The sequence below is a fragment of the Shinella daejeonensis genome (assembly GCF_024281235.1).
Classification (GTDB): domain Bacteria; phylum Pseudomonadota; class Alphaproteobacteria; order Rhizobiales; family Rhizobiaceae; genus Shinella; species Shinella daejeonensis.
Window position 1 is genome coordinate 112,194 of record NZ_JAHWXY010000008.1, and the last position, 14,082, is coordinate 126,275.

The 14,082-nt window shown below is 66.1% G+C and carries 12 protein-coding genes; 5 read left to right on the forward strand and 7 right to left on the reverse strand.

The genetic code is table 11. From position 1 onward, the window contains the following. Window positions 1-87 precede the first annotated feature (87 nt). The 6 genes from KYK29_RS17290 to mepA form a co-directional block, all read right to left on the reverse strand. Window positions 88-723 (reverse strand): 2,3-bisphosphoglycerate-dependent phosphoglycerate mutase, encoded by a 636-nt coding sequence (locus KYK29_RS17290; RefSeq protein WP_254692142.1) that lies wholly within the window; start codon window positions 721-723, stop codon window positions 88-90. Window positions 724-745: 22 nt separating this feature from the next. After that, a complete protein-coding gene (gene dapB, locus KYK29_RS17295) occupies window positions 746-1,564 on the reverse strand; it encodes a 4-hydroxy-tetrahydrodipicolinate reductase (protein WP_254692143.1) in 819 nt (272 codons plus the stop codon). A 20-nt stretch (window positions 1,565-1,584) separates the two neighbouring features. Continuing rightward, window positions 1,585-3,378, reverse strand: coding sequence for an ABC transporter ATP-binding protein (locus tag KYK29_RS17300; protein WP_254692144.1), 1,794 nt, complete (start codon window positions 3,376-3,378; stop codon window positions 1,585-1,587). 117 nt (window positions 3,379-3,495) lie between these two features. After that, window positions 3,496-4,521 carry a glucokinase gene (locus KYK29_RS17305; RefSeq protein WP_254692145.1) on the reverse strand — a complete coding sequence of 342 codons (1,026 nt, stop codon included), beginning with the start codon at window positions 4,519-4,521 and terminating at the stop codon, window positions 3,496-3,498. A 57-nt stretch (window positions 4,522-4,578) separates the two neighbouring features. Beyond that, window positions 4,579-4,959: a methylglyoxal synthase gene (locus KYK29_RS17310; protein ID WP_254692146.1), complete on the reverse strand. Its 381-nt coding sequence runs from the start codon at window positions 4,957-4,959 to the stop codon at window positions 4,579-4,581. A gap of 137 nt (window positions 4,960-5,096) precedes the next feature. Next, window positions 5,097-6,083, reverse strand: coding sequence for a penicillin-insensitive murein endopeptidase (gene mepA / locus KYK29_RS17315; protein ID WP_437437270.1), 987 nt, complete (start codon window positions 6,081-6,083; stop codon window positions 5,097-5,099). A gap of 264 nt (window positions 6,084-6,347) precedes the next feature. Here mepA and KYK29_RS17320 point away from each other — a divergent pair, with 264 nt between their 5' ends. From KYK29_RS17320 to KYK29_RS17340, 5 genes are all read left to right on the forward strand, one after another. Further along, complete coding sequence (locus tag KYK29_RS17320; RefSeq protein ID WP_254692148.1) at window positions 6,348-8,204, forward strand: extracellular solute-binding protein; 1,857 nt, start codon at window positions 6,348-6,350, stop codon at window positions 8,202-8,204. 184 nt (window positions 8,205-8,388) lie between these two features. Continuing rightward, on the forward strand, window positions 8,389-9,465 hold the full coding sequence (locus KYK29_RS17325) for a microcin C ABC transporter permease YejB (RefSeq protein ID WP_254692149.1): 1,077 nt from the start codon (window positions 8,389-8,391) through the stop codon (window positions 9,463-9,465). Continuing rightward, window positions 9,465-10,604, forward strand: coding sequence for an ABC transporter permease (locus KYK29_RS17330; protein ID WP_254692150.1), 1,140 nt, complete (start codon window positions 9,465-9,467; stop codon window positions 10,602-10,604). The genes KYK29_RS17325 and KYK29_RS17330 overlap by 1 nt, the downstream gene beginning before the upstream one ends. An 8-nt stretch (window positions 10,605-10,612) precedes the next feature. Continuing rightward, on the forward strand, window positions 10,613-12,241 hold the full coding sequence (locus KYK29_RS17335; RefSeq protein ID WP_254692151.1) for an ABC transporter ATP-binding protein: 1,629 nt from the start codon (window positions 10,613-10,615) through the stop codon (window positions 12,239-12,241). Window positions 12,242-12,250: 9 nt separating this feature from the next. After that, on the forward strand, window positions 12,251-13,210 hold the full coding sequence (locus KYK29_RS17340) for a 2-hydroxyacid dehydrogenase (protein ID WP_254692152.1): 960 nt from the start codon (window positions 12,251-12,253) through the stop codon (window positions 13,208-13,210). An 8-nt stretch (window positions 13,211-13,218) separates the two neighbouring features. On the opposite strand, the gene KYK29_RS17345 is transcribed toward KYK29_RS17340, so the two are convergent. After that, the gene (locus tag KYK29_RS17345) at window positions 13,219-14,073 is read right to left on the reverse strand and encodes a C40 family peptidase (RefSeq protein ID WP_254692153.1); all 855 of its coding nucleotides are present in this window, start codon (window positions 14,071-14,073) and stop codon (window positions 13,219-13,221) included. Window positions 14,074-14,082: the final 9 nt, after the last annotated feature.

Here is a 14,082-nt window from a genome sequence, read left to right on the forward strand (position 1 = left end):
TCCATCCGGCCGTTCGGGCCGTCTTCTGAATGCTGGCGGGAAGGCGGCGGCAGGACACCGCCCTCCGCCCTTTCCGAAGGGCGGCGCTCAGTGCGCGCCGGACATGTCGCCGAGCACGTCCTTGGATTTCACCGTCGAATCGGCGTTCAGCGTGTAGACCATCGGCACGCCGGTCGCCAGGTTGAGTTTCAGGATCTCTTCCCGCGTCAGCCGGTCGAGCACCATGACGAGCGAGCGCAGTGAATTGCCGTGGGCGGCGACGAGCACCTTCTCCCCGCGCAGCACGCGCGGCAGGATCTCCGTCAGGTAATAGGGCCAGACGCGTGCGCCCGTATCGCGCAGGCTTTCGCCGCCCGGCGGCGGAACGTCGTAGGAGCGGCGCCAGACATGCACCTGCTCCTCGCCCCATTTGGCGCGGGCGTCATCCTTGTTGAGGCCGGAAAGGTCGCCGTAATCGCGCTCGTTCAGCGCCTCGTCGCGGATGGTCGCAAGGCCGGCCTGGCCGATCTCGTCGAGGATGATGTCGAGCGTCTTCTGCGCGCGGGTGAGCACCGAGGTGAAGGCGACGTCGAACCGGATGCCGGTTTCGGCGAGCGCCTTGCCGCCGGTCTTCGCCTCTTCGACGCCGAGGTCCGTCAGGTCGGGATCGCGCCAGCCGGTGAAGAGATTCTTCAGGTTCCATTCGCTCTGGCCGTGGCGAACGAGCACGAGGGTTCCGCTCATGGTTTGTCTCCGGATTGGGTTTTCAGTTGAGCCCGAGCACGTCGAGCATGGAGTAGAGGCCGGGTTTGCGGTCGCGCGCCCAGAGGGCCGCCCGAACGGCGCCGCGGGCGAAGATCGAGCGGTCCGTGGCGCTGTGCGACAGGGTCACCGTCTCGCCTTCGCCGGCGAGCAGCACCGAATGCTCGCCGATCACCGAGCCGCCGCGCAGCGTGGCGAAGCCGATCGTCCCCTGCGGCCGGGGGCCGGTATGGCCGTCGCGGACCCGCACGGAATTGTCACCAAGAGCGATGCCACGCCCCTTCGCCGCCGCCTCGCCCAGCAGCAGCGCCGTCCCCGAGGGGGCGTCGACCTTGTGGCGATGGTGCATTTCGAGCACCTCGATGTCCCAGTCGGCGGGGCCGAGCGCGCGCGCCGCCGTTTCGGCGAGCACGCCGAGCAGGTTGACGCCGAGGCTCATGTTGCCGGACTTGACGATGCGGGCGTGGCGCGCCGCTGCGGCGATCCGCGCGTCGTCCTCCGCCGCGCAGCCCGTCGTGCCGATCACATGGACGATGCGCGCCTGCGCGGCGAGGGCCGCGAATTCGACGGTTGCCGCCGGTGCGGTGAAGTCGAGCACGCCTTCCGCCTCGACGAAGGCTTCGAGCGGCCGGTCGCTCACCGGGACGCCGATCGGTCCGAGGCCGGCGATCTCGCCCGCATCGCGGCCGACGAAGGGCGATTGCTCCCGCTCCACCGCGGCGAAAAGCTCCACGCCTTCCATGGCGTGGATGGCGCGGATCAGGGTCTGCCCCATGCGGCCGGCGGCCCCGACCACGACCAGTTTCATTGCGGTTGCGCTCATGTCTTTCCTCGCGGGATCGGTCATGGACCCGGTGTCGCGGCGGGGTCCTGGAGATTGTTCAGGCGAGCGTAAAGGCCGCCCGGCCGGCTCGCAAGCGCCTCGTGGGTGCCTTCCTCGGCGACGCGGCCCTGTTGCATCACGATGATCTTGTCGGCGCGCACGATGGTGGAGAGCCGGTGGGCGATGACGACGACGGTGCGGCCGCTCATCGCCTCGTCGAGCGCCTTTTGCACCGCCTTTTCCGATTCGGTGTCGAGCGCCGAGGTCGCCTCGTCGAGCAGCAGGATCGGGGCGTTGCGCACCAGCGCGCGCGCGATGGAAAGCCGCTGGCGCTGGCCGCCGGAAAGCGTCACGCCGTTCTCGCCGACCAGCGTGTCGTAGCCCTGCGGCTGGGCGAGGATGAAGTCGTGCGCATAGGCATGGCGGGCGGCTGCCTCCACTTCGGCGTCGGTGGCGTCGGGCCGGCCATAGCGGATGTTGTCGCGGATCGTTCCCTCGAAGAGATAGGGCTGCTGCGAGACATAGGCGATGGCGTTGCGCAGCGACTGCTTGGTGACATGGGCGATATCCTGCCCGTCGATGAGGATTTCGCCCGCCACGGGATCGTAGAAGCGCGGGATCAGGCTGATGACGGTCGACTTGCCGGCCCCGGACGGGCCGACCAGCGCCGTCGTCCTGCCGCCATCGGCGGTGAAGGTGACATCCTTGAGGATGTCCTCGCCCTCCAGATAGCCGAAGCGCACGTCGCGGAAGCTGATCGCCGCCTCCGTCACCTCCAGCGGCCGGGCGTCGGGCAGGTCGGCCTGCCGCGGCTTGAGATCGAGGATCTCGTAGATCATGCGGGCGTTGACGACGGCGCGTTCGAGCGAGACCTGAAGGCGCGCCAGCCGCTTTGCCGGATCATAGGCCATCAGCAACGCGGTGACGAAGGAGAAGAAGGCGCCCGGCAGCACGCCGCCGTAGATGGAGCGGAAGGCCGCATAAGCGAGAACGCCGGCGATGGCGAAGCCGGCGAAGGTCTCGGTCATCGGCGCGGTGCGTTCGGAAAGCCGGGCGATGCGGTTGGAGCGGCCCTCCGCCCGGCTGATGATATCCTCGACCTTCTCCTCGAGCTGGGCCTCCATGGTGAAGGCCTTGACGATGGAGATGCCCTGGATCGTTTCCTGCATCGCGCCGAGCACGTGGCTGTTGAGTTCGATCGATTCGCGGGTGGCGCTGCGCAGCCGCTTCGACACGTAGCGCAGGCCGAGAAGCAGCGGCGGCGCCAGCACGAAGACGATGAGGGTCAGCAGCCAGTCCTTCGAGATCATCACGCCGATCAGCGCGACGAGGGTGAGGAAATCGCGCGCGACCGAGGTGACGGTCATATTGAGGACGTCGCGGATGCCGGTGACGTTCTGGTTGATCTGGGCGGCAAGATAGGCCGAGCGCGATTCGCTGAAGAAGCCGACGCTGAGCGACATCAGGTGCGCATAGATGCGGCGCTGGTAGCGGGCCACGATATTGTTGCCGATGCGCGACAGGGTGACCGCCTGGCCGTAGGTCGCAAAGCCGCGCAGCAGGAAGGCCAGGAAGATCGCGCCGCAGATGAGCAGCACGAGGTCGGCGCGCTTGTTGGCGAAGGCCTCGTTGACCACGGATTCCATGATCCAGGCCGCAAAGGCGGTCGTCCCCGCCACGACGGCGAGGCAGAGCGTGGCGAAGGCGTAGCCGCGGATATGGTCGCGGCCGTTTTCCGCGATGACGCGCCTGAGGACGGTGGTTACGGTGTCGGAGCTGACATGATAGCGCTCCGTTCGACTCTTGTCGGTCAATAAACTGACTTCCCTGCACGGATTCGTCGATTGCCGGCGTACGCCGGCCCGGTGCGCTCTATAGGCCGTGCGCCGGTCTTTGGCGAGTCCGGGCTGCCTCGGGCGACGCCCGGCACGTCACCTTTTCCAATGGCGTCCCTCGGTTGCAACACCGAACCGGTCGGGCATGCGGGCGAAGGCGGCAAGGCCGACGAGAGCGGCGACCGGGTGGGTCACCACATAGGTGGGGATCGCGCCCAGAAGCGCCCGGTGCGGCGCCTTGTCCTCGAAGGCCGCGCGAAACTCCGGTCCGCGCAGCGCCGGCAGGATTTTCTGCGAGATGCCGCCGGCCAGATAGACGCCGCCTCGCGCCATGAAGATCATCGCCATATCGCCGGCGACGCGGCCGAGATAGGTGGAAAACAGCGAAAGCGTTTCGATTGCGGCGCGATCGTCCTGCGCCAGCGCCTGGGCCGTCACCTCGGCCGGCGTGGACAAGGGCGCATCGGCGCCGTCGGCGGCCGAGACGGCGCGGTAGATGTTCATGATGCCGCGCCCGGACAGAAGCTCTTCGCCGGCGACGCGGCCTTCGATCCGTTCGAGGAAGGGCCAGATTTCGTAGTCGCGCTCGCTGCGCGGGCCGACGTCCACATGCCCGCCTTCGCCGGGGACCGGTATCCAGCTGTGGCGCGCATAGACGAGGCCGGCGACCCCGAGGCCGGTGCCGGGGCCGAGCACGGCGCGCGAGGCCGCCGGACGCTCGACGCCGGGGCCGATCTGTTCGCGGTCGCCGTCGGGCAGCGAGGCGATCGCCAGCGCCTGCGCCTCGAAATCATTGACGAGCAGCACGTCCTGAAAGCCGAGATTGGCGATCATCTCCCGCGGGCGCACCACCCAGGGGCAATTGGTGAGCGGCACCTCGTCCCCCTCGATCGGCCCGGCGAGCGCCAGGATCGCCGAACGCGGCTGGACCGAGGTTGTGTCGAGGATGCAGCGTTGCAGCGCCTCGTCGATATTGGCGAAATCGGCTGTCTTGACGGGCGGAAACGGCCGCGGCTCGGCGAAGGCGTCGATCAAAAGCGCAAAGCGGGCGTTTGTCCCGCCGATGTCGCCGATCAGGATCGGAAAGGGAAGATTGATGTCGTGATTGCTTGCCTGTGTCATCGCCGCCCCGCTGTCGTAGTCATGCCGCTTCCGGCCTACCGACCACAGCCGCCGCCGTCAATCGCCGGGAGCGGCCAGAAGCCGCTCGGCGGTCGCCCGGGTCAGCGCCATCGGGATGTCGTAGACGATAGCGAGCCGCATCAGCGCCTTCACGTCCACATCGTGCGGCATGGGGGTGAGCGGGTCGACGAAGAAGATCAGGAGATCGACCTCACCCGTGGCGATCAGCGCGCCGATCTGCTGGTCGCCGCCGAGCGGGCCGCTCTTCAGCCGCGTCACGTCGAGGCCGGGGCAGGCTTCCAGCACCCGGCTGCCCGTCGTGCCGGTGGCCACGATGCGCGCCCTGGAGAGTATAGCGTCGTTGCGCAAGGCGAAGGCCGCCATGTCGTCCTTCTTCTCGTCATGGGCGATGAGGGCGATGCATTTCCTGCGCGACATGCGGGATTCCTTGCCGATGGTACTCTTTTAGAGCCCCTGACAAAACCTCCGCCCGGAGGTTTTGTCAGGGGCTCTAAATCGATTTGAACGATTTATACAGAAATGCCGTCCGGTTGAGAAGGACCGCCGCTGCCGGCCTATTGAAGCGGCCGGGGGGTCGGCATGGGCGGGATCGCCGGCAGTGCCGGAAAGCCGGCGGACATCGCAGCCCCGACCGTGGCCGGCCGGCCGGCGCCGCCGGAAAAGGCCAGCACCCGCGAAGGGCCGCCGCGATAGGTCGCCTCCAGTTCGGAGGCCGGCGAGGGGCCGGCGAGCACGGCGGCGCAGGCGCCGGGCAGATCGGCGAGCGTCACGACGCGCGGCTTGGCCGGCTTGACCGGCTTGGTGTCCTTCTTCGGGGCGGGTTTCGCCCAGGGTTCCTTGGTGAACCACCAGGCGAGCGACTGGTCGCAGCCGTCGCCTGCCGGCACCGCGGCCTGCGGTTTGCAGCCGGCCGCGCCCTCGGGGCACTTGATGCGGATATGGAAATGTTCGTCATGGCCGTAGATCGGCCGCACCTTGCCGAGGTGGGTGCGATCGCCGTTCCAGGTGTCGCAGAGCTTCTTCTTGATCGCCGGATTGACGAAGACGCGCTCGACCTGCGGATAGCTTGCGGCCGTCATGACGAGACGGGCGTGGGTCTCCGTCCAGCGTCGCGGATCGACCGTCAGGAACTTGCTCCTGTCGAGCATGGTGGTGAAGGGGAGCGTCTCGCGCTCCGCCACGGAAAGCCTGCGCTCCGGCATCGGCGTGAACCAGACGTCGGCGTCGAGGCCGACCTGATGCGAGGCGTGGCCGTTGAGCATCGGCCCGCCGCGCGGCTGCGAGATGTCGCCGAGCAGCAGCCCGGGCCAGCCGATGGCGCGGGCGTCCTGCGAAAAGCGTTCGAGCAGCGCGAGCATCTCGGGATGGCCCCAGCGGCGGTTGCGCGACAGCCGCATGGCCTGCCACGCGGGGCCGTCTGCGGGAATGGCCATCGCCCCGGCGATGCAGCCTTTCGCATAGGAACCGTAGGGTTGCGCGTCCATGCGGGCGGGTAGCCGCTTGGCGCCGAACAGCGCCTTGGCCGCCGTTTCATCGGCCAGGGCCGGATGGGGGAGCGCGGCAAGCGCGAGCCCGGCGGCGAAAAGGCGGAAGGCGAGACGGGAGAAGAGGGGTTGCAAGGGCGCTGTCCGGTCTGAAAACGAAATCGTTGCCAAAGGCTAAACGACCATCCTTTCGAGGAGGTGAATGGTAGCGCCGAAAAGAGCGGCAAAAAACGGCCGCTTTGAGGACGGACTGTCATTTGCCCGCATTTTGCCTATTCTCCCGGTAAGATTCGGGGACGCCCGCACGAAAGGAAATCCGGAATGAAGATACCGCAGGCAGGACCGGCGACGAGGATCGCGATGATGGCGCTGGCTCTTTCGCTGGTTCTTTCCGGAGGGGCGGGAGCCGAGGACGCGCGCACGCCGCAATGGCGCAGCGGCGTTGCGACCGCCGGCGACCTGAAGCATCCGGACGGGTTCGCGCATTTCGACTACGTCAATCCCGATGCGCCGAAGGGAGGCGAACTGAGGCTTTCCGCCCTCGGCACCTTCGACACGTTCAATCCGCTTCTGGCGCGGGGCGAGGCGGCAAGCGGCCTCAGTCTCGTCTTCGACACGCTGATGCAGCCGGCGGAAGACGAGATCACGGCCTCCTATGGTCTGCTTGCCGAGGCGGTTTCCTATCCCGACGATATTTCACAGGCCACCTTCCGCCTGCGCGCCGAGGCGAAATGGGCCGATGGCGCGCCCGTGACGCCGGAGGACGTCGTCTACAGTTTCGAGAAGGCGAAGGAACTCAATCCGCTTTACACCAGCTATTATCAGCATGTGGTTTCGGCGGAGGCCTCCGGCGAGCGCGACGTCACCTTCCGCTTCGACGAGAAGAACAATCGGGAACTGCCGCAGATCCTCGGCCAGTTCCCGATCATGCCGAAGCACTGGTGGGAGGGCGAGGACGGGAAGGGCGTAAAGCGGGATATCGGCCGCACGACGCTGGAGCCCGTCATGGGCTCGGGTCCCTATCGCATCGCCAGCTTTCAGGCCGGCTCCACGGTGCGCTACGAATTGCGTGACGATTATTGGGGCAAGGACGTCAACGTCAACGTCGGCCGCAACAATTTCGGCGTGATCAGCTATGCGTTCTTCGGCGACCGCAACGTCGAATTCGAAGCCTTCCGGGCCGGCAACGTCGATTTCTTCCAGGACAACAGCGCCAGCCACTGGGCGACGGCCTACGACTTTCCGGCCATGAAGGACGGCCGCGTGCTGCGCGAGGAAATCGAGAATCCGCTGCGCGCCACCGGCATCATGCAGGCCTTCGTGCCCAATCTGCGGCGCGAGAAGTTCCAGGATCAGCGGGTGCGCGAGGCGCTGAACTACGCTTTCGATTTCGAGGATCTGAACCGTAACCTCGCCTATAACGCCTTCGAGCGCGTCGACAGCTATTTCTGGGGCACCGAGCTTGCCTCCTCCGGCCTGCCGGAAGGTCGCGAGAAGGAAATCCTGGAGGCCTTGAAGGACAAGGTCCCGCCAGCCGTCTTCACGACGCCCTATACCAATCCCGTGGCCGGCGATCCGCAGAAGGCGCGCGGGAACCTGCGGCAGGCGCTCACGCTCTTCCAGGAGGCCGGCTACGAACTGAAGGGCAACCGGCTGGTGAACGCCGAGACCGGCGACCCCTTCGGCATCGAGATCCTGCTGTCCAATCCGTCTTTCGAGCGAACGGTCACGCCCTTCGTCAACAGCCTGAAGAAGATCGGCGTCGACGCCCGCATCCGCACCGTCGACGCCTCGCAATATACCAATCGCCTCAGAAGCTTCGATTACGACATGATCTACGGCATCTGGGCGCAGACGCTGGTTCCCGGCAACGAGCAGATCGATTACTGGGGCTCGGCCTCCGTCGATCGCGAAGGCTCCAAGAACTATGCCGGCATTTCGGATCCGGCGATCGACGAACTGATCCGGAAGATCATCTTCGCGCCGGACCGCGAGGAACTGGTGGCCGCCACCCGCGCGCTCGACCGGGTGTTGCTGGCGCATCATTATGTCGTGCCGCTGTTTTATTCCAGGGCGGTGCGGATCGCCTATTGGAAACGTCTCGTCCGTCCGCAGGAACTGCCCTATTACGGCCTCGGCTTCCCCGACCTGTGGTGGTCGGCAGATGCCGGCAAGTGAGCGGGGACTTGCGCGCAACCGCGTCCTCGGCTCCATATAGCAGAGACGAATCATCATCGCCGCCGCGCTGTCGCGCGGCCGGCAGAGCGGAAGGAAAAGGCTTGAGCGGCTGGATATCGAAGCGGAGCGCTCCAGGGCGGTCAACCGAAGCGAACCGGCATGTCTTGCGGGCGGGACGCCGCTGATGGGCGCCTATATCCTGCGCCGCCTCCTGCTGATGATCCCGACCATTCTCGGGATCATGGCGATTTCCTTCACGATCGTCCAGTTCGCGCCGGGCGGGCCGGTGGAACAGGTGATCTCGGATCTCACCAATCAGGGGGCGGGCGACCGGCTGTCCGGCGGCGGCGATCTTCTGGCCGCCGGCGGCGACGAAGGGACCTATCGCGGCGCGCGCGGCCTCGATCCCGAATTCATCGCCAAGCTGGAAAAGCAGTTCGGTTTCGACAAGCCGCCGCTCGAACGCTTCGGCATCATGATGTGGGACTATCTCCGTTTCGACTTCGGCGAGAGCTTCTTCCGCAACATCTCGGTCGTGGACCTGATCGCCCAGAAGATGCCGGTCTCCATCTCGCTCGGCGTCTGGATCCTCGTCCTCTCCTATGCGATCTCCATTCCGCTCGGCATCCGCAAGGCGGTGAAGGACGGCTCGTCCTTCGACATGTGGACCTCGGGTATCATCATCGTCGGCTACGCCGTGCCGAGCTTCCTCTTCGGCATCCTGCTGATCGTGCTTTTCGCCGGCGGCTCCTTTTTCGACTGGTTCCCGTTGCGCGGTATCGTTTCGGACAATTTCTCCAGCCTTGCCTGGTGGCAGAAGCCGCTCGACTATATGTGGCACATGACGCTGCCGCTGATCACCTTGCTGCTCTCGGCGTTTGCGACGACGACGCTGCTGACGAAGAATTCCTTCATCGACGAGATCAAGAAGCAATATGTGACGACGGCGCGCGCCAAGGGACTGACCGAGCGGCAGGTGCTCTACGGCCATGTCTTCCGCAACGCCATGCTGATCATCATCGCCGGTTTTCCCGGCGCTTTCATTTCGGCCTTCTTCACCGGATCGCTGCTGATCGAATATATCTTCTCGCTCGACGGCCTCGGCCGCCTCGGTTACGATTCCATCGTGCGGCGCGACTATCCGATCGTCTTCGCGACGCTTTATATCTTCTCGCTGATGGGTCTCGTCGTCAGCCTCATTTCCGATCTCATCTATACCTGGGTCGATCCGCGCATCGATTTCGAGCGAAGGGACGTGTGATGAGCGCCGTCGCCCGCCTCGAACCCGCCGCCGCGCCCCGGAAGGGCCGGTTGTCGCCGACCAACCGGCGGCGCTGGGAGAATTTCAAGGCGAACCGGCGCGGCTACTGGTCGCTCTGGATCTTCCTTGTCCTGTTCGTGCTCAGCCTCTTCGCCGGATTTGTCGCCAACGACCGGCCGATCATCGCCTCCTACAAGGGCGAGCTGCTTTTCCCCGTCGTCATCGATTATCCGGAAGAAAAATTCGGCGGCTTCCTGGCGGAGACGGATTATCGCTCCGATTTCATCCAGGACGAGATCGACGCCCACGGCTGGACGGTCTGGCCGCCGATCCGCTATTCCTATCGCACCACCAATTCCAATATCCCCCATTCCGCACCCACCCGGCCCTTCTGGCTGATGTCCGGGGAGGAGCGCTGCGCCGGTTATCCGCAAGGGGCCACCGATCCGGCCTGCAACTGGAGCAACCTCAACTGGCTGGGAACCGACGATCAGGCGCGCGATGTGCTGGCGCGCGGCATCTACGGCTTCCGCATCTCCGTATTGTTCGGCCTCGCGCTCACCATCGCCTCGGCCGTCGTCGGGGTCACGGCGGGGGCGGTGCAGGGGTATTTCGGCGGCTGGACCGATCTTTTGATGCAGCGTTTCATCGAAATCTGGTCGTCGATGCCGGTGCTCTACATCCTCCTGATCATCGCCGCCATCCTGCCGCCCGGCTTCTGGATCCTGCTCGGCATCATGCTGCTCTTTTCCTGGGTCGGCTTCGTCGGCGTGGTGCGGGCGGAGTTCCTGCGCGCCCGTAATTTCGAATATGTGCGGGCGGCCCGCGCGCTTGGGGTCGGCAATGGCACGATCATGTACCGCCACCTGCTGCCCAACGCCATGGTGGCGACACTGACCTTCCTTCCCTTCATCCTCTCCGGCTCGATCACCACGCTCACCTCGCTCGACTTTCTCGGCTTCGGCATGCCGCCGGGCTCGCCCTCGCTCGGGGAACTGATCGCCCAGGGCAAGGAGAACCTTCAGGCCCCCTGGCTGGGGCTTACCGCCTTCGTCATCATGTCGCTGATGCTGTCGCTCCTGATCTTCGTCGGCGAGGCGACACGGGACGCCTTCGATCCGCGCAAGACCTTCCGATGAGCGCCGCCATGTCCGAAACGATCCTTTCCGTGCGTGACCTTTCGGTGGATTTCCATCAGGGCGACAGGACCACGCGCGCCGTCGACGGCGTCTCCTTCGACATCCGGCGCGGCGAGGTGGTGGCGCTGGTCGGCGAATCCGGATCCGGCAAGTCGGTGACCGCCAATTCCATTCTCAGGCTCCTGCCCTATCCGGCGGCGAGCCATCCGGCCGGGCAGATCCTGTTCGCCGGCCGCGATCTCATGAAGGCCTCGGACGCGGAGCTTCGCGCCGTGCGCGGCAACGATATCACCATGATCTTCCAGGAGCCGATGACCTCGCTCAATCCGCTCCACTCCATCGAGCGGCAGATCGGCGAGATCCTTGACGTGCATCAGGGCGTGACGGGCGCGGCGGCGCGCGCGCGCATCCTTGAATTGCTGAACCAGGTCGGTATCCGGGAGCCGGAAAAGCGGCTTTCGGCCTATCCGCACGAGCTTTCGGGCGGCCAGCGCCAGCGGGTGATGATCGCCATGGCGCTGGCCAACCGGCCGGACCTGCTGATCGCCGACGAACCCACCACGGCGCTGGACGTCACCGTGCAGGCGCAGATCCTCGAACTGCTGAAGGGTCTGAAGGAGGAGCATGGCATGTCCATGCTCTTCATCACCCATGATCTCGGTATCGTGCGCAAATTCGCCGACCGGGTCTGCGTGATGACCGGCGGCGAGATCGTCGAGACCGGGCCGGTCGAAGCGATCTTCACCGATCCGCAGCACGCCTATACGCGCCATCTTCTGGCTTCGGAGCCGAAGGGCCGGCCGCGCGCGGCCGACGACAGCCAGCCGGTAGTGATCGAGGCCGAGGACGTGAAGGTGTGGTTTCCGATCAAGGCGGGCTTCCTGCGCAAGGTGGTCGATCACGTGAAGGCGGTCGACGGCATCGATCTTGCGCTGCGCGCCGGCCAGACGCTCGGCGTCGTCGGCGAATCGGGTTCCGGCAAGACGACGCTCGGCCTTGCCCTGACGCGGCTCATCGCATCGAAGGGCCGCATCGCCTTCGTCGGCACGGATATTTCCGGCCATTCCTTCCGCCAGATGCGGCCGTTGCGCCGGCGCATGCAGATCGTCTTCCAGGACCCCTTCGGTTCGCTGAGCCCGCGCATGTCGGTCGCCGATATCGTTGCGGAGGGATTGCGGATCCATGAGCCTTCGCTGTCGGAGGCCGAGCGGGACAGCCGCGTCGCCGCCGCGCTGGAGGAGACCGGCCTCGACGCGGCGACCCGCTGGCGGTATCCGCACGAGTTTTCCGGCGGCCAGCGCCAGCGCATCGCCATCGCCCGCGCCATGGTCCTGAAACCGGAGTTCGTCATGCTGGACGAGCCGACCTCGGCGCTGGACATGAGCGTGCAGGCGCAGGTGGTTGAGCTTCTGCGCGACCTTCAGGCGAGGCACAACCTCGCCTATCTCTTCATCAGCCACGACCTCAAGGTGGTGCGGGCGCTGGCCAATGATATCATCGTCATGCGCGGGGGACGGGTTGTCGAGAAGGGACCCGCCGCCCGCATCATCGAGGCCCCCGCCGAGCCCTATACACGGGCGCTGATGGCCGCGGCCTTCAATCTCGAAGCCATTCGCAGCGATGCGGTCAGTCAGTAGGAACAGGACGTGCAGAGGAAAAGCCCGGTCATCATCGATCTGAAATTCGATCCGCAGCAGGTGGCGGCCGCCCTCAAGGGGGCATTCGCGGACCGTGAGGTCATCAACCTCCTTCATCCGGCCAACCGCAACCGCGATCTGTCGGATGTCGATTATGCGGTCGTCTGGAAGCCGGGCGCCGATCTCTTTTCCCGCGCGCGCAATCTCAAGGCGGTCTTCTCCGGCGGGGCCGGCGTCGATCATGTGCTGTCGCTGCCCGGACTTCCGGATGCGCCGCTGGTGCGCTTCGTCGACCGCTCGCTCGCCACGCGCATGAGCGAGTGGGTGGCGATGCAGTGCCTTCTGCACCTGCGCCAGCATCTGGCCTACGAGGCCCAGCGCCGCCAGCGTATCTGGCGGGAGCTGGTTCAGCCGGAGGCCCGGGAGATCACCGTCGGCGTGATGGGTTTCGGCGTGCTCGGCCAGGATGCGGCCGTCAAGCTGAAGGCCCTCGGTTTCAACGTCATCGGCTGGTCGAGAAGCCGCAAGCACGTGGAGGGTTTCGAAACCTATGACGCCGGCGGGCTCGACGCCTTCCTTGCAAGGACCGACCTCCTCGTCGGCCTGCTGCCGCTGACCGCGGAGACCACGGGCATCTATAATACCGGCCTGTTCTCGCGGCTCTCCCGCAAGGGCCCCTTTGGCGCGCCGGTCTTCATCAACGCGGGTCGCGGCGGCAGCCAGATCGAGGCGGATATCGTCGCCAGCCTCGGCGACGGCACATTGCACGGCGTGTCGCTCGACGTCTTCGAGCAGGAGCCCCTGCCGCTCGAAAGTCCGCTCTGGTCGATGGAAAAGGTGTTCATCACGCCGCACGCCTCCGCCGCCTCGGACGTGAAGGCGCTGGTGGCGCATGTCGAGCGGCAGATCGCGCGTTTCGAGCGGGGCGAGCCGTTCGAGTTCCTGGTGGACCGCGCGTCCGGCTACTGAGCGATCCGTCAGGGACGGCGCAAGCCGGTCGGCTGCTGGTAAAGCCAGCCGATGCGGCGGATCGCCTCCTCCAGACCTTCCCGCGCGACGTTCATCGTATGGCCGTTGGCGTGCAGGATCGTCCGCTCGTCCTCCATGATGGCGACATGGCCCCGCCAGAAGACGAGGTCGCCCCGCCGCAAGGCTTCCCGTTCGATCGGGACGCCGAGTCCGGCCGCCTGCATGTCGGAATCGCGCGGCGCCTTGCGACCGGCCATCATCATCGAAAGCTGCACGAGACCGGAGCAATCGATGCCGAAACCGGAGCGGCCGCCCCACAGGTAGGGGGTTTCGAGAAACCGCGCTGCGGTGGCGACATAATCGTCGTCCGGCGGCTCGCCAATGGCGATGCAATGGGCGGCCACCACCGACTGGCCGCCGGAGAGTGTCAGGTAACGGGTGCCGCGCGTTTCGCTTTCTCCGGAAATCGTAAGCCGGCTACCCATCGAGAGCGTAAAGGCCGCCGGCGTCTTCAGGTCGTTTCCGGTATAGGCGAAGGTTCGCGGTGCGGCGACGATATGGGTGGCCGGCCCGCCGGTTTCGCGCAGCGCGGTTTCCGGCAGATAGCCGACATAGCCGTCGGCGTCCGCCTTCACCCAGGCCCAGCCTTCCGCACGGTCGAACAGGCGAACTGTTTCACCGAACAGCAGCTGCGTGTCGATGCCGGCGGCCTCATCCGGCCGTGGACGCAGCGCCGCGACCGGAACGGCGACAGCGGCGGGCGTTCCCTCCACATAGCGTTCGGCGGCGACGATGCCGGCAAGACCGGCTTCGGCGAGATCGGGTCGGTAAGCGTTCAGGCGGCGGTCCGGAAGGGCGGTCATGGCGGTCTT